The organism is Micromonospora sp. CPCC 205539 (assembly GCF_036906815.1).
GTDB lineage: Bacteria > Actinomycetota > Actinomycetes > Mycobacteriales > Micromonosporaceae > Micromonospora.
Window position 1 is genome coordinate 1 of record NZ_JBAKHW010000027.1, and the last position, 14,381, is coordinate 14,381.

Annotated in this window: 18 protein-coding genes and 1 riboswitch; of the genes, 9 read left to right on the plus strand and 9 right to left on the minus strand. The window is 71.6% G+C overall.

Annotation, left to right across the window (positions count from 1 at the left end):
• Positions 1-256, plus strand: a 256-nt coding sequence (locus tag V6V47_RS22320; RefSeq protein ID WP_334630249.1) for a C39 family peptidase, incomplete at its 5' end; no start/stop codon positions are given.
• 320 nt (positions 257-576) lie between these two features.
• On the opposite strand, the gene dusB is transcribed toward V6V47_RS22320, so the two are convergent.
• The 4 genes from dusB to V6V47_RS22340 all read right to left on the minus strand — a co-directional run bounded on the left by dusB (position 577) and on the right by V6V47_RS22340 (position 4,153).
• Positions 577-1,749 (minus strand): tRNA dihydrouridine synthase DusB, encoded by a 1,173-nt coding sequence (dusB, locus tag V6V47_RS22325; RefSeq protein WP_334630250.1) that lies wholly within the window; start codon positions 1,747-1,749, stop codon positions 577-579.
• A gap of 63 nt (positions 1,750-1,812) precedes the next feature.
• Positions 1,813-3,192, minus strand: a complete 1,380-nt coding sequence (locus V6V47_RS22330; RefSeq protein WP_334630251.1) for a glycine--tRNA ligase — start codon at positions 3,190-3,192, stop codon at positions 1,813-1,815.
• Between the two features lie 115 nt (positions 3,193-3,307).
• A complete protein-coding gene (locus V6V47_RS22335) occupies positions 3,308-3,787 on the minus strand; it encodes a hypothetical protein (RefSeq protein ID WP_334630252.1) in 480 nt (159 codons plus the stop codon).
• A gap of 24 nt (positions 3,788-3,811) precedes the next feature.
• Positions 3,812-4,153 carry an antibiotic biosynthesis monooxygenase family protein gene (locus V6V47_RS22340; protein WP_334630253.1) on the minus strand — a complete coding sequence of 114 codons (342 nt, stop codon included), beginning with the start codon at positions 4,151-4,153 and terminating at the stop codon, positions 3,812-3,814.
• A 27-nt stretch (positions 4,154-4,180) separates the two neighbouring features.
• Between V6V47_RS22340 and V6V47_RS22345 the strand changes: the two genes are divergently transcribed.
• The 8 genes from V6V47_RS22345 to V6V47_RS22380 all read left to right on the plus strand — a co-directional run bounded on the left by V6V47_RS22345 (position 4,181) and on the right by V6V47_RS22380 (position 8,651).
• On the plus strand, positions 4,181-4,438 hold the full coding sequence (locus tag V6V47_RS22345) for a hypothetical protein (RefSeq protein ID WP_334630254.1): 258 nt from the start codon (positions 4,181-4,183) through the stop codon (positions 4,436-4,438).
• A gap of 54 nt (positions 4,439-4,492) precedes the next feature.
• Positions 4,493-5,431 (plus strand): metal ABC transporter substrate-binding protein, encoded by a 939-nt coding sequence (locus tag V6V47_RS22350; RefSeq protein WP_334630255.1) that lies wholly within the window; start codon positions 4,493-4,495, stop codon positions 5,429-5,431.
• Positions 5,428-6,189: a metal ABC transporter ATP-binding protein gene (locus V6V47_RS22355; protein ID WP_334630256.1), complete on the plus strand. Its 762-nt coding sequence runs from the start codon at positions 5,428-5,430 to the stop codon at positions 6,187-6,189. Before V6V47_RS22350 ends, V6V47_RS22355 begins: the two co-directional genes overlap by 4 nt.
• A 2-nt stretch (positions 6,190-6,191) precedes the next feature.
• On the plus strand, positions 6,192-7,058 hold the full coding sequence (locus V6V47_RS22360; RefSeq protein WP_334630257.1) for a metal ABC transporter permease: 867 nt from the start codon (positions 6,192-6,194) through the stop codon (positions 7,056-7,058).
• Between the two features lie 32 nt (positions 7,059-7,090).
• Entirely contained in the window at positions 7,091-7,390 is a 300-nt protein-coding gene (locus tag V6V47_RS22365) for an ArsR/SmtB family transcription factor (RefSeq protein ID WP_334630258.1), read from the plus strand.
• On the plus strand, positions 7,387-7,785 hold the full coding sequence (locus V6V47_RS22370; RefSeq protein ID WP_334630259.1) for a Fur family transcriptional regulator: 399 nt from the start codon (positions 7,387-7,389) through the stop codon (positions 7,783-7,785). The genes V6V47_RS22365 and V6V47_RS22370 overlap by 4 nt, the downstream gene beginning before the upstream one ends.
• Before the next feature lie 80 nt (positions 7,786-7,865).
• Positions 7,866-8,474, plus strand: a complete 609-nt coding sequence (locus tag V6V47_RS22375) for a hypothetical protein (protein WP_334630260.1) — start codon at positions 7,866-7,868, stop codon at positions 8,472-8,474.
• Positions 8,475-8,483: 9 nt separating this feature from the next.
• Entirely contained in the window at positions 8,484-8,651 is a 168-nt protein-coding gene (locus tag V6V47_RS22380) for a hypothetical protein (RefSeq protein WP_199723545.1), read from the plus strand.
• A 121-nt stretch (positions 8,652-8,772) separates the two neighbouring features.
• Here the strand turns inward: V6V47_RS22380 and V6V47_RS22385 are convergent, their stop codons facing one another.
• The 5 genes from V6V47_RS22385 to V6V47_RS22405 all read right to left on the minus strand — a co-directional run bounded on the left by V6V47_RS22385 (position 8,773) and on the right by V6V47_RS22405 (position 14,160).
• Entirely contained in the window at positions 8,773-10,875 is a 2,103-nt protein-coding gene (locus V6V47_RS22385; protein ID WP_334630261.1) for an acyl-CoA dehydrogenase family protein, read from the minus strand.
• A gap of 226 nt (positions 10,876-11,101) precedes the next feature.
• Positions 11,102-11,602, minus strand: coding sequence for a DUF6328 family protein (locus tag V6V47_RS22390; RefSeq protein WP_334630262.1), 501 nt, complete (start codon positions 11,600-11,602; stop codon positions 11,102-11,104).
• A gap of 147 nt (positions 11,603-11,749) precedes the next feature.
• Positions 11,750-12,499 (minus strand): SIS domain-containing protein, encoded by a 750-nt coding sequence (locus tag V6V47_RS22395; protein ID WP_334630263.1) that lies wholly within the window; start codon positions 12,497-12,499, stop codon positions 11,750-11,752.
• On the minus strand, positions 12,496-13,299 hold the full coding sequence (locus tag V6V47_RS22400) for an aminoglycoside N(3)-acetyltransferase (protein WP_334630264.1): 804 nt from the start codon (positions 13,297-13,299) through the stop codon (positions 12,496-12,498). The genes V6V47_RS22395 and V6V47_RS22400 overlap by 4 nt, the downstream gene beginning before the upstream one ends.
• Before the next feature lie 30 nt (positions 13,300-13,329).
• A complete protein-coding gene (locus V6V47_RS22405) occupies positions 13,330-14,160 on the minus strand; it encodes an alpha/beta fold hydrolase (protein WP_334630265.1) in 831 nt (276 codons plus the stop codon).
• A gap of 108 nt (positions 14,161-14,268) precedes the next feature.
• A riboswitch (TPP riboswitch) is annotated at positions 14,269-14,373 on the plus strand.
• Positions 14,374-14,381: the final 8 nt, after the last annotated feature.

A 14,381-nucleotide genomic window follows, 5' to 3' on the forward strand; every position in this document is an offset into this window, starting at 1 on the left:
CACCCTGCGCGCCGACATCGTCAAGACCGTCGACGACGGCCGCGCCGTAGTCGCCAACATCGCCGGCACCACCACCGATGTTGACGGCACCACCCACTCCTTCGAAGGCGGGCACTACATCAGCGTCGTCGGCTACCGCGACGGCGGACAGACAGTGAAGATCGCCGACTCCGCCGACCCGACCATGGCCTCCTACGAAGTCAGCGTCGAGCACCTCGCCGACTGGATCGCCACCCGCGGCTACGCCACCAGCTGACCCACACACCAACCACGAAGGGCCGGACCCCCCACCGGGGCCCGGCCCTTCGTGATGCCCAGATCAGTGTCCGCACCGGACCTGCCCCCTGTGAGGCGGCCAATCCAACTCGATCACGCCTCGTGCGGGCGCCAGATCGGCTGTTGCGCGCTGATCGACTCGACATCACTGACATCGCGGTATCCCCGCCCCCCGGACACCCCCACATCACCGATGTCGTGTTGATCTCGCGCCACCTGGAGTGCGGTCAACCCACCGTCGGCACGGGGTCCGTCGGACGGTGCGGCGGACACAAGCACCGCACCGCCGGTGGCGGCGGGTCAGCCGCCGGAGTCGTCCAGCTCGGCGCCCTCGGGGACAGCGTCGTCGTCGCGGCTGGCCAGCCAGCCGTCCGGGAGGAAGACCTTGCCTGGGGAGTTCGTCCGGCCGCGCGGCTGGCCGAGGGTGGCCACCGGAAACGGCTCGGCGGGGTCGAGCTTGCCGAGCAGGTCGTCGAGCTGGGCCAGGCTTTCGATCATCGCCAGCGAGCGGCGCAGCTCGCCGCCGACCGGGAAGCCCTTGAGATACCAGGCGACGTGCTTGCGGAAGTCGGTGCAGCCGTCGCGCTCACCCCGGGCCGGGTTGCGCGCGCCCGCGACGAACTGGTCGACCAGCAGCTCGGCGTGCCGGCGCATGGTCACCGCCACCTCGCCCAGGTTGGGCAGCCGCCGCTCCGTCCGACCGTTGAAGGCGGCCTCCAGGTCGGCGAAGAGCCACGGCCGGCCCAGGCAGCCGCGACCGATGACGACGCCGTCCACCCCGGTGTGCGCCACCATCCGCAGCGCGTCGTCGGCCTCCCAGATGTCGCCGTTGCCGAGCACCGGCACGTCGAGGGCCTGCTTGAGGGTGGCGATGGCATCCCAGTCGGCGGTGCCCGAGTAGCGCTGCGAAGCCGTACGCCCATGCAGAGCCACCGCGGCGACGCCCGCGTCCTGGGCGGCGAGCCCGGCCTCGACGTACGTCAGGTGGTCGTCGTCAATGCCCTTGCGCATCTTGATCGTGACCGGCACGCCGGCCGGCGCCGCGGCGTCCACCGCGGCCTTCACCAGCCGGGCGAAGAGCCGGCGTCGCCACGGCAGCGCGGCGCCGCCGCCACGGCGGGTGACCTTGGGTACGGGGCAACCGAAGTTGAGGTCGATGTGGTCGGCGAGGTTGCGCTCCACCACGATCCGCACGGCGGCGGCGGTGATCTCCGGGTCGGTGCCGTAGAGCTGGAGGCTGCGGGGGTTCTCGTCCGCGCCGAAGGCGATCATGCGGAGCGTCTTCGGGTTCCGCTCGACCAGCGCCCGCGTTGTGATCATCTCGCAGACGTAGATGCCGCCGCCCTGCTCACGGCAGAGCTGGCGGAACCCGACGTTGGTGATCCCGGCCATCGGCGCGAGCACCACCGGCGGCCACACCTCGTAACGCCCGAGGGTCAACGGGCGGAGCGCAGGCAGGGTCGAGGCAGTCACCGCCCAAGTGTACGGGGCCCCGACCGGCGCTTTCCGCGTCGGCCGAGGCCCCGTACCCGGTGCTCAGCAGCCGGGAAGGCGCTCGATCAGGTAGCGCTCGACCTGGTCCAGGGAGACCCGCTCCTGGGCCATGGTGTCCCGGTTCCGCACGGTCACGGCGTTGTCGTCCAGCGTGTCGAAATCCACCGTCACGCAGAACGGGGTGCCGATCTCATCCTGTCGGCGGTAGCGGCGACCGATCGCCTGCGAGTCGTCGAACTCGACCACCCAGCGCTTGCGCAGCAGCGTGGCCAGGTCCTTCGCCTTCGGCGAGAGCGCCTCGTTGCGGGACAGCGGCAGCACCGCCACCTTCACCGGGGCCAGCCGCGGGTCGAACCGCATGACGGTCCGCTTGTCCACGCCACCCTTGGTGTTCGGCGCCTCGTCCTCGTCGTACGCCTCGAGCAGGAAGGCGAGCACCGCGCGGGTCAGACCCGCCGCCGGCTCGATGACGTACGGCATCCACCGCTCGCCCTTGGTCTGGTCGAAGTACGACAGGTCGACGCCCGAGTGCTTGCTGTGCGTGGACAGGTCGAAGTCGGTGCGGTTGGCCACACCCTCCAACTCGGCGAACTCGGTGCCACCGAACTGGAAGCGGTACTCGATGTCCACCGTCCGCTTCGAGTAGTGCGAGAGCTTCTCCTGCGGGTGCTCGTAGAGTCGCAGGTTGTCCACCGACAGGCCGAGGTCGAGATACCAGTTCCAGCGCTCCTGGAGCCAGTACTCGTGCCACTGCTCGTCCGTGCCCGGCTCGACGAAGAACTCCATCTCCATCTGCTCGAACTCGCGGGTCCGGAAGATGAAGTTACCCGGAGTGATCTCGTTGCGGAACGACTTGCCGGTCTGCGCGATGCCGAACGGCGGCTTCTTGCGGGCGACCGTCTCGACGTTCTTGTAGTTGACGAAGATGCCCTGCGCGGTCTCCGGCCGCAGGTAGTGCATGCCCTCTTCGCTCTCCACCGGGCCCAGGTAGGTCTTCATCAGGCCGTTGAACATCTTCGGCTCGGTGAAGGTGCCCTTGTTGCCGCAGTTGGGGCAGTTCAGCTCGGCGAGCGAGGTCAGCGGCTTGCCGTGCTTGGCCTCGTACGCCTCTTCGAGGTGGTCCGCCCGGAACCGCTTGTGGCAGGACTGGCACTCGGTGAGCGGGTCGACGAACTCGGCGATGTGGCCGGACGCCTCCCACACCTTGCGGGCCAGGATCACCGCGGAGTCGAGGCCGACGACGTCGTCGCGCTGCTGGACCATCGTCTTCCACCACTGCCGGCGGACGTTCTCCTTGAGCTCCACGCCGAGCGGACCGTAGTCCCACGCCGATCGGGTGCCTCCGTAGATCTCGCTGGAGGGGAAGACGAAGCCTCGGCGTTTGGCGAGGCTGACGACGGCGTCGATACGGTCGGCTGGCATGTTTCCTCCTACGCCGGCTGGCGGTCGGCGGGGGCGAGATGTGGATGGATCGGTCAGTTTCAGGACAACGGTACGACCACCGTCGCCTTGAGCCCAGCAGAATACCGGGGGCGGGTCAGCTGACCCCGCAGACCTCCATGCCGCCGGTCTGACCGTCCGGACCGAGGCTGACCTGCTGCTGCTCCCGGTCGCCACCGTCGAGCGTCACGTCGACCGGCACGGTCAGGTTGATCGTGTCGACCTCACCCACCCGGAACGCGGCGACCTGCGGCTCGGCGGCCGCCCGCCGCTCGAACTCGGGGCGGGACTCGCGCCGCTGCGCGTCGTCGCAGAGCTGGTCGTACGCCCGGCCGTACTTCCGCTCCACCAGCGCCTGGTAGTAGTCGGCGGTGACCGTGCGGCCCTGCTCCCGGACGGCCTGTGTGTTGCTGACGACCAGGCCGACCGCGGCCGCGCCGCCACCACCGCAGCAGAGCAGCACGGCGAGCGCGCCAACGCCGAGGCCGAGCCAGAGCCGGGTCCGGCGGCCCTCGGTGGGCGGCGCGGCGAACGGCGGAGCCACCCCGGGACCGGGTGGCGGGGCGGGTGCGGTCATAGGAGCAGGGTAGTGCCCGACGGGTCAGCGGTAAGGACCCGCAGCCCGATCACTCTCGGAGATCACCACGGCACCACCGGGCGCCGCGCTGGCCAGCGCCTCGTACGCGGACGGCTCGTCGACCGACTCGGCGAGCAACGGCACCGAGCTCACCTTGACCTCGAAGGCGCCCAACGCCCGCCGGTAGGTGCCGACCGACTCCCACTCGGTGAGCAGGGACCAGTGCCGGGGGTCGTCCAGCGCCCGGAGCAGTTGGCCGCGCAGATAGCCGGGGCAGGCAGCCAACGCCGTGAGCGCGGCGTGCGCCCGTTCGGTGAAGCCGTCGGCGACATCGACGTCGACCACGAACCGGTTGGTCACCAGCACCGGGTTCCTCCTCGTAGAGTCTGTGGGATGCAGCGTACGCAGCGCCCTTTACTGGCCCGGTTGGCCGGGGCTAACCCGACGTCGGTGTTCCTGCTCACCCTGGTGGTGGTGCTGGTGGCGTTCTTCACGCCGGGGGTGATCGGCGGCCTGCTGACGCTCGCGCTCGCCGGGGTGCTGATCGCCCTGTTGGCCACCACCTGGGCGGTTCAGGCGCCGCAGACCCGGCTGATCCGGCTGTTGATGCTGACCCTGCTGGTGACGGTCGGCCTGACGAAGCTGCTCTGACATGCACTTATGCGTTTTTGACAATCATTGTCGTTGCCACGGACAGTTGACGGCATGACCAACCGCACCACGGCACGTGTCCTGGCCGCCGCGACCGCCCTGCTCGCCCTGGGTGCCACGGCCGGCTGCTCCACCGCCGGCGCCGATCCACAACGGGTCGACGTGGTGGCCGCGTTCTATCCGCTCCAGTTCCTCGCCGAGCGGGTCGGCGGCGACGCGGTCCGGGTGACCAACCTCGCCAAGCCCGGCGCCGAGCCGCACGACCTCGAGCTCAGCCCGAGCCAGGTCGGCCAGGTCGGCGACGCCGAGCTGATCGTCTACCTCAAGGGCTTCCAGCCGGCGGTGGACGACGCCATCGAGCAGAGCGGTGGCGACCGGGCGTTCGACGTCACCACCGTGCAGCCGCTGCTGGACGCGACCGGCGGCGGGCACAACCACGAGGCCAAGGAGGAGCCCGGCGAGAAGGAGCACGGCGGCAAGGACCCGCACGTCTGGCTCGACCCGACCCGGCTCGCCGCCATCGGCGACCAACTCGCCCAGCGGCTCGGCAAGGCCGACCCGGGCCACGCCGCCGACTACACCGCCCGCGCCGCGGCGCTGCGCACCGACCTGACGACCCTCGACAGCGAGTTCAGCCAGGGCCTGCAGACCTGCCAGCGGCGGGAGATCGTGACCAGCCACACGGCGTTCGGCTACCTGGCCGACCGGTACCGACTCGACCAGGTCGGCGTCACCGGGCTGAGCCCGGACGTCGAGCCCTCGCCGCAGCGCCTCGCGCGGGTGATCGAGGAGGCGAAGGCGCACCGGACCACCACGATCTTCTTCGAGACGCTGGTCAGCCCGAAGGTCGCCGAGACCATCGCCGGCGAGGTCGGCGCCAAGACCGCGGTGCTGGACCCGATCGAAGGGCTCGCCGCCGGCACCGACGCGGACTACCTTTCGGTGATGCGTACCAACCTGCAGACCCTGCGGACGGCGTTGAGCTGCTCGTGAGCGCACCTGTGATCACCGTCGAGCACGGGGCGGTCGGCTACGACGGCCGGCCCGTGCTCCGGGACGTCTCGCTCACCGTGACCGCCGGGGAGGTGGTCGCGGTGCTCGGCGCCAATGGCTCCGGCAAGTCCACCCTGATCCGCGCCGTGCTCGGGCTGGTGCCGCTCAGCGCCGGCTCGATCACCCTCTTCGACCGGCCGTTGCGCCGGTTCCGGCAGTGGGCGCGCATCGGGTACGTCCCGCAGCGCCTGGGCGCGGGCGGCGGTGTGCCGGCGACCGTACGCGAGGTGGTGGCCTCCGGCCGGCTGGCTCGCCGGGGGATCCTCCGTCCGCCGGGTACGGCCGACCGGGCCGCTGTCGACGCCGCGCTGCGGGCGGTCGGGCTCGCCGATCGGGCCGCCGACCCGGTGTCCACCCTCTCCGGCGGCCAGCAGCAGCGCACCCTGATCGCCCGCGCGCTGGCCGGCCGGCCGGAACTGCTGATCCTCGACGAGCCCACCGCCGGGGTGGACGCGGCCAGCCAGGAGGCGTTCGCCGACGCGCTGCGCGACTTCGTCGCCGACGGCGGAACGGTGCTGCTGGTGGCCCACGAGCTGGGCCCCCTGCGACCGGTGATCAGCCGGGCTGTCGTCGTACACCAGGGTGGTATCTGTCACGACGGCACGGTTCCGGACCCGGCCGGCCATCACGCGGAGCCCGACCACGACCACGTGCACCCGCACGGTCCCGACGAGCCCGCCGGGCTGTGGAGCAACTGACCATGGAACTCTTCCAGTATCCCTACATGCAGCGTGCCCTGATCGGCGCGCTGGTGATCGGCCTGGCCGCGCCGGCGCTCGGCATCTACCTGGTGCAGCGCCGGCTGACGCTGATCGGCGACGGCGTCGGGCACGTGGCACTGACCGGTGTCGGGGCGGGCCTGCTGCTCAACCGTTCGCCGGTGCTGGTGGCCGTGTTCGTCGCCACCATCGGCGCGGTCGCCATCGAGCTGGTCCGCTCCCGTGGGCGTACCTCCGGAGATCTGGCCCTTGCCCTGCTCTTCTACGGCGGCATCGCCGGCGGCGTGCTGCTGGTCGGCCTCTCCGACGCCACCAGCGCCAACCTCAACGCCTACCTGTTCGGGTCGTTGACCACCATCTCGTCCGCCGACCTGACCACCATCGCGGTGCTCGGCGCGGCGATCCTGGTCACCATGGTCGCGCTGCGGCCGGCGCTCTTCGCGGTCAGCCACGACGAGGAGTACGCGCGGGTCTCCGGCCTGCCCGTCCGCACGCTCAACCTGCTGATCGCGGTCACCACCGCGGTCACCGTGACCATCGCGATGCGGGCCGTCGGAGTGCTGCTGATCAGCGCGCTGATGGTCGTGCCGGTGGCCACCGCCCAGCAGGTCACCCGAGGCTTCCGCAGCACGATGACCGCCGCGATGGCGCTCGGACTCTTCGCCGCCGGCACCGGCGTCTGGGTGGCGGCGACGGCCGACACCGCCCCCGGCGCCTCGGTGGTGCTGGTGGCGATCGCCTCGTTCCTGCTGGTGGCCGTGGCCGGTGGGGTCTGGCGGGCACTGCGTCGCCGGGCCGCCCCGGCCGCCGCGCCGGCCCCGGAACCGCACGAGGTCGTGCTGCACTGATGCCTGTCGGCGGTATTGGTTACCGTTACAGGATGACCAGCGCAACGGGCTACGAGGGCTTCGAGGGTGCCAGCGAGTTGCTCCGCGCCCTGTCGGCGCCCATCCGGCTGGCCATCGTCAGCGAGCTCGCCGCCGGTGAGCGGTGCGTGCACGAGTTGGTCGAGCAGCTCGGCGCCGCGCAGCCACTGGTCTCCCAGCACCTGCGGGTGCTGCGGGGCGCGGGCGTGGTGCGCGGTTCCCGCCGAGGTCGGGAAATCGCGTACAGCCTGGTCGACGAGCACGTCGCGCACATCGTGGCGGATGCGGTCAGCCACGCCGGGGAGGGATCATGAGCGAGACTGGCGCCGCCGTGCGCAACACCCGGCAGCGCTCGGCGGTGAGCGCCCTGCTGGCCGAGATGGAGGGCTTCCACAGCGCTCAGGACCTGCACGCGATGCTCCGGCAACGCGGCGATCGGGTCGGCCTGACCACGGTCTACCGCACCCTGCAGGGGCTCGCCGACGCGGGCGAGATCGACGTGATGCGCCCGCCGGGCGGTGAGCACCTCTACCGCCGGTGCAGCGAGGGCCACCACCACCACCTGGTCTGCCGGGCGTGCGGGCGCACCGTCGAGGTGGCCGGCCCGGCGGTGGAGAACTGGGCCGGCCGGGTCGCCGCCCAGCACGGGTACGCCGACGTCAGCCACACCCTGGAAATCTTCGGCACCTGCCCGACCTGCGTCCACTGACCGGTGCTCGAGGATTGAGCCGTCCCGCCGGCTGATCCGACGGGTGCCGGGCCGGGGCTGTTCGTGGCACGCTGTCCGGCGTGAAAATTTACGCCGATCGGTTTCCGACCGCCGCCCGCCAGATGTTCACCGATCTCCTCGTCGTCGCCTGGGTGTACGTCGCGATCCGCGGCGCGCTCTGGCTGCACGACCTGGTGCAGAAGCTCGCCGTACCCGGCCAGAAGCTGGAGGGTGCGGGCACCGGGCTCGCCGACAACCTGGCCGACGCCGGCGGCAAGGTCGGCCGGGTGCCGCTGGTCGGCGACGAGCTGACCGCCCCCTTCAAGCGGGCCGCCGACGCCGCCCGGTCGCTCGCCGACGCCGGCCGCGACCAGCAGCACTTCGTCGACCAACTCGCCCTCGCGCTCGCCATCGCGGTGCTGATCTTCCCGCTCGGCCTCGTGCTGTTCGGCTGGCTGCCGTTGCGGGTGCGCTGGATGCGCCGGGCCGGCTCGGCCGCGAAGCTGGCTGCCGGACCCGCCGGTCGGGACCTGCTCGCCCTGCGCGCACTGGCCACCCAGCCGCTGGGCCGGCTGACCCAGATCGGGCCGGACGTCGCCGAGGCCTGGCGACGCGGGGACGACGACACCGTCGACGCCCTGGCCGCGTTGGAGCTGCGCCAACTCGGCCTGCGCGGCAGGGGCCGCTAAAGTCTTCGGGTGTTCTATTTCCTGGTCGTCATCGCCGTCCTGCTGCTTGGCTACGCCGCTGTCCTGGTCTCCTTCGTTCGGCGGGGCAAGAAGATCCCGCCCGCGGCGTACCTCGGCCTGGCGGTGCTCAACGGTCTGATCCTGGCGGCGGTGCTGGCCTGGGCGGTCGCCCGCTGACCACGCACCACCGGCTCGGCACGGCACGGCGTCAGCCGCCACTTGGCGGCTGGCCGGCCGCCGCACGCCCGGCCAGCCGCCGCTGGCCCGCCCGGCGCGGTCAGACGCCGGGCGGCAGCGGTCAGGGCTTCGGCGGGATGCGGCGCCGCACGTCCTCGGCGGTGGATGGGCCCGGCGACCAGCGGGCCACCCAGGGCAGCTCGTCGGACGGAGTGATCACACCCTCCTCCAGGCCCGCGTAGCGGCCGGCGAGGATCCGCTTCGCGGCTGCGGTGTCGACCGAGTCGGTGTTGTCCCAGAGGGCGTTGAACAGCGCGTCCACCCGGACCCGCGCCTGCCGGCAGAACAGGTCGGCCAGCTCGACGTTCTCGGGACGGCTGTCGCGTTCGGCGGTGGCCCGGACGCAGACCGCGGACATCGCGAACAACTCCGCGCCAATGTCCACGATGCGGCCGAGGAACGCCTGCTTGCGCTCCATCTTTCCCTGCCAGCGGGACATCGCGTAGAACGTCGAGCGGGCCAGCTTGCGCGACGAGCGCTCGACCTGCCGCAGGTGCCCGGCCAAGGGCCCGAACTCGGTGTACGCCGATGGGCTCTGACCCCGACCGACGGCCAGGGTGGGCAGCCACTTCGCGTAGAAGGCTCCGGCGCGGGCGCCGGCCTTGGCCTTGCGGCCCAGCCCGGCCTCCGGGTCGATGATGTCGCCGGCCACCGACAGGTGGGCGTCGACCGCCTCCCGGGCGATCAGCAGGTGCATGATCTCGGTGGAGCCCTCGAAGATCCGGTTGATCCGCAGGTCGCGTAGCACCTGCTCGACGTTGGCGGGGCGTTCACCGCGGGCGGCCAGCGAGTCGGCCGTCTCGTAGCCGCGGCCGCCGCGGATCTGGACCAACTCGTCGGCGATCTTCCAGGCCATCTCGCTGGCGTAGAGCTTGACCAGCGCGGCCTCGATCCGGATGTCGTTACGGTCGTCGTCGGCGAGCAGGCAGCACAGGTCGAGCATGGTCTCCATGCCGTACGTGGTGGCGGCGATGAAGGAGAGCTTCTGGGCGACGGCCTCGTGCTCGCCCACCGGCCGGCCCCACTGGACCCGGTCGACGGCCCACTCCCGGGCCACGTTCAACGCCCACTTGCCGGCACCCACGCACATCGCCGGCAGCGAGAGCCGGCCGGTGTTCAGGGTGGTCAGGGCGATCTTCAGACCCTTACCCTCACCGCCGATGACGTTCTCGGCCGGCACGAACACGTCGTGGAACCGGGTGAGGCTGTTCTCCAGGCCGCGCAGGCCGACGAACTCGTTGCGCCGTTCCACGGTGATGCCCGCGCTGTCGCCGTCCACCACGAACGCGGTGATGCCGCCGCGCCGCCCCTCGCTGGCCGGCACCCGGGCCATCACCACCAGCAGCGTGGCCACGGTGCCGTTGGTGGCCCAGAGCTTCACGCCGTTGAGGCGGTAGCCGGTGCCGTCCTCGGTCGGCTCGGCGATGGTGGCCAGCCGGGCGGGGTCGGAGCCGACGTCCGGTTCGGTGAGCAGGAACGCGGAGACCTCACCGGCGGCGAGCCGGGGCAGGAAGCGCTGCTTCTGCTCGGCGGTGCCGAACATCTTCAGGGGCTGCGGCACACCGATCGACTGGTGCGCCGAGAGCAGCGCGCCGATCGCCGGACTCACCGAGCCGGCCAACATCAGCGCCCGGCAGTAGTGCAGGTTGCTCAGCCCGAGGCCGCCGTACGAACGGTCGATCTTCATGCCGAACGCGCCGAGGTCGGCCAGCCCGTGGAACACCGAGTCCGGAATGGACGCGTCCCGCTCGATGGCGGCGCCGTCCACCTCGGAGGCCAGGAAGGAGCGGAAGCGGCCGAGGAAGTCATCGGCGCGGGCCACGTCGTCCGGGTCGGACCGCGGCCACGGATCGATCAGGTCGAGCCGAAACCGGCCGAGGAACAACTCCTTGCCGAAGCTGGGTCGGTCCCAGGCGGATTCGCGGGCGGCCTCGGCGACCTGCCGGGCCTCCTTCTCCGTGACCTGACCGGCCTCGGATGGGAGCGGCCCTGCCGCGCCGGCGGTCTCGACCGCGCCAGCAGGCTCTGCCGCACCGGGCGGGTCTGCCACGCCGGCCGTGTCCACCGGGCCGGGCGACTCCACCGGGCCGGGCCGGTCTTCGGTGCGGGTGACCGGCTGGTCCGGGCCGTCCGGTGCTGGTCGGTTGTTCTGCGTCGTGGTCACGGCTGCCCCCTCGAATTCGGTGCGGCTGCGTCAACGTGCGCGACTATCGTCACGCTACCCCCGGTTGTTACCCAGAGGTAGCAGTCCGTAAAGATCCATCTGAGGCTCTCCCGGCAGCACGATCGCACTCGATCCTGGATGTGGTGGCCCCCGCGTAACGCCGAGGGGACTCGATCCAGGATCGAGCGCGATCATTTCGCGATCGAGCGCGCCGATCACGGCGCGGTCAGCGGGTCATCGTCTCCGGGTCGTCATCGTCGTCGTCGATGTCGTCGTCGCCCCAGTTACGCCGGGCGAACGGCAGGATCATCCAGAAGGTGAGGAACCACAGGCCGGTCACCGCACTGAGTACGAAGGCGATCGGTCGACTCAGCACGAAATCGGTGATCAGCAGTACCGCGGAGACCATCGCGATCAGCATGAAGCCGAGCCCACCCGTGGCCATCCGGTGAGCGAACCGGACCAGCTCCGGCTTGCGGCCCTGCCGGAACAGCGCGCGGTGGAACGCCACCGGCGAAATGATCATCGCCGTGGCGGCAGCCGCGGCGAGCAACGCGACCACGTAGACGTCCTTCTGGAACGGCGTGGCCTTGGGGAACCCGTTGCTGAACGGCAAAGTCAGCAGGAAGGCGAAGAGGATCTGCACGCCGGTCTGAGCGACCCGCAGCTCCTGTAAGAGGTCGGCGAAATTGCGCTGCCAACGCTGCTTCTCGGTCTCCTTGGACACGCCCTACCTCCGGTGCGACGCTACTGCCGGCGGTCCCGTCCGCCGGCAGCAACGCCAATGCCCCACTCGGCTGAGCGCGAAACGGATTCGCGACACCTCCCGGCCGTCGCCAGGCCACCTCCCGGCCACCCGCTCGACCCCTCCGCGTCAGGCGCCCCGCCGAATCCGACCCGCGTACCGGGCTTCCAGATCCTTGTTGTGCGCGTCGCCGTCCGGGATGTTCGCCGACAGGTAGACCGGCGGCCGCTCCCCCGCCGCCAGCAACCGGGCCACGACCTCCACCGTCACCTGTTGGGCCAGCAACGCCGCGGTGATCGAGGAGACCGCGCCGACCGCGCCACCGTCGGGCAGCGGCAGCGTCGCGTCGCCGTACGGCGCCCCGTTGTCGAGCACCACGTCGGCGAGGTCGGCCAACTTGCGCCCGGACGGGTGGCGAGAGGTCATCCGACCGGAGTGCTGTGCGGAGGTGATCGCCACCAGCCCGTGACCGTGCTGCTTGACCACCGTGGCGAACTCCACCATCGCGCCGTTGACGCCCGAGTTCGACGCCAGGACGAAGACGTCGGCGGGCCGCACCGGGGCCAGCTCGTAGAGCCGGTGCGCCACCGCCGGGTCGCGCTCCAGCAGCGGGCCGAGTCGCTCGGCCGGCTCGCCACCGAGCAGCACCAGGTCGCGCAGCGCGATCCGGTTGGTCGGCACCAGGCCACCCGCCCGGCCGGCGATCTCCATGGCGAGGGCCTCCGAGTGCCCGGTGCCGAAGGCGTGCACCACCCCGTCGGCGCGGACCGCGTCGGCGATCAGGTCGGCGGCCCGCCCCACCGCCTCGCGTTGACTGGCGGCCACCCGACCGATCGTCTCGGTCACCACGGCCAGATAATCCTCGGCACTCACCGTCATGCGTCCTCCGTCGTTCGATTACGGGCCAGCCAGTGCACCGCGAAGTCGACCGCCGCCCGCTGGCGCATCAACCTGCCGGTCCCGGCGCCGACCGGTCCGGTACGGACCGCCCCGGTGGCCTCCAGGTCCCTGCCCAACGCGCCGAAGTCGGACTCGTCGAGCCGTACGTCCTGCCACCACACCCATTCGCGGCCGCCATCGCCGGTGCGCACCGCCGCACCCACCCGCTCCCGGGGCGGGGCCGGACAGCGGTACTCGGCCAGGTGCAGCGACGTGTTCACATCGTGCTCGACACCGAGGAGCAGCACGTCGGCATCCAGGTCGTAGAGCCGGGCCAGCGGCGACCGCTCGCCCAGCATGTCGACCCGATCGTGCCCGGCCACCACCCGTTCGGCGGTCGGCCCGAGCGCGGCGAACGACACGTGCGGATGCGTGCTGCGCAGTGCCCCGGGCCAGGTGCGGACCATCTCGGCGACCGCACCCATGAACCGGCTCGGGGTGACGGCCGGGTCGAAACCCGGCATCTCGGCGCGGATCAGCGGCCACCAGTCCACCGGAACCGGCGGGTTGCTCCACTGGGCCGGATCGGAGTTGTCCGGCGTGTGCGTGGGCACCACGATCGTGCCGTCCGGGCCGAGCGCGTCGCGCAGGGCGAGCACCACCGCCTGCGGTCCGCCGCAGACGAAGCCCAGCGGGCTCAGCCCGGCGTGCACCAGCAGCGTGCCGCCGGGGCGTACGCCGAGCACGCGCAACTGCGCGGCGAGCGAGCGCCGGGTGTTCAGGCCGGTAGGCGCCGTCACGGTGATCCTCCCTCGCTGACCGTCGTGGCTTCAGGCCGGCGCGTTGACCCGAGCCAGGATCGCCTCGGCCAGCGGACCCGGTGCGGTGTCGGGGATCCAGTGGCTCACCCCGGGCAGCAGCGCGAAGCGGTACTCCCCGGTGACGTTCGCGGCGCACGCCTCCGCGGCGGCACGGCCGATGGCGATGTCGTGGTCGCTCCACACGTACGTCGTCGGCACCGTGACCGGGCCGACGTCGGCCAGGTCGGCGCGGGACATCGCCCGGTACCAGTTCAGTGCGGCGGTGAGCGCCCCCGGCTCGCGCATCGGGTCGGCGTAGCGATCCACCCGGGACGCGTCGCCGACCCCGCCGAGCAGCTTGCGGAGCGCGGTCGCGTTCAACGCCAGCAGCACCTTCTCCGCCTTGCCCGGCTGACGGAACAGCGCAATGTACGACGAGCGGGCCTTCTGCTGACGGTCGGTGGCGAGCGCGTGCGCCATGGCCGCCGGGTGGGGCACGGACACCGCGGTCAGCGTACGGACCCGCTCGGGATGCCGGGCGGCGAGCGCCCAGGCCACGATCGCACCCCAGTCGTGGCCGACCAGGTGGGCGGAGTCCAGCCCGAGCGCGTCGAGCAGCGCCACCGCGTCGTCGACCAGTTCGGGGATCCGGTAGTCGGCCACCGCCACCGGCCGGGCGTCCGCCGAGTAACCCCGCTGGTCCGGCGCGTACGTGCGCAGCCCGGCGGCGTGCAGTGCGGGGACGACCGCGTCCCACTCACCGGAGTGCTGGGGGAAGCCGTGGAGCAGCAGGATGGGTACGCCGTCCTGCGGACCGCCGGTGCGTACCTCGAATGTCAGACCTCGCGCCTCGACCCGCATGATCGTGAGCCTACCCAGCCGGCGGCGAGCGGGCCGGACGCCGAGGTTCGGCAGACGGCCCTGCTGGGCCGATACCCCTGGTCAGTGTTAGCGTCAGCGAGACAACTTCACATCCGACAGGGGAGCGCACAGCGCTGAGAGTGCGGGCACGCCCGCAGACCCTCGAACCTGATCTGGGTAATGCCAGCGCAGGGAGTTCGGTCGACCTCCAGCCGCGCCGC

Coding starts and splice junctions, on each gene's coding strand:
- V6V47_RS22405 (WP_334630265.1), bottom strand. CDS start 14,160: ATGCGGGTCGAGGCGCGAGGTCTGACATTCGAGGTACGCACCGGCGGT.
- V6V47_RS22335 (WP_334630252.1), bottom strand. CDS start 3,787: ATGACCGCACCCGCCCCGCCACCCGGTCCCGGGGTGGCTCCGCCGTTC.
- V6V47_RS22370 (WP_334630259.1), top strand. CDS start 7,387: ATGAGCGAGACTGGCGCCGCCGTGCGCAACACCCGGCAGCGCTCGGCG.
- V6V47_RS22395 (WP_334630263.1), bottom strand. CDS start 12,499: ATGACGGTGAGTGCCGAGGATTATCTGGCCGTGGTGACCGAGACGATC.
- V6V47_RS22330 (WP_334630251.1), bottom strand. CDS start 3,192: ATGCCAGCCGACCGTATCGACGCCGTCGTCAGCCTCGCCAAACGCCGA.
- V6V47_RS22365 (WP_334630258.1), top strand. CDS start 7,091: ATGACCAGCGCAACGGGCTACGAGGGCTTCGAGGGTGCCAGCGAGTTG.
- V6V47_RS22350 (WP_334630255.1), top strand. CDS start 4,493: ATGACCAACCGCACCACGGCACGTGTCCTGGCCGCCGCGACCGCCCTG.
- V6V47_RS22345 (WP_334630254.1), top strand. CDS start 4,181: ATGCAGCGTACGCAGCGCCCTTTACTGGCCCGGTTGGCCGGGGCTAAC.
- V6V47_RS22360 (WP_334630257.1), top strand. CDS start 6,192: ATGGAACTCTTCCAGTATCCCTACATGCAGCGTGCCCTGATCGGCGCG.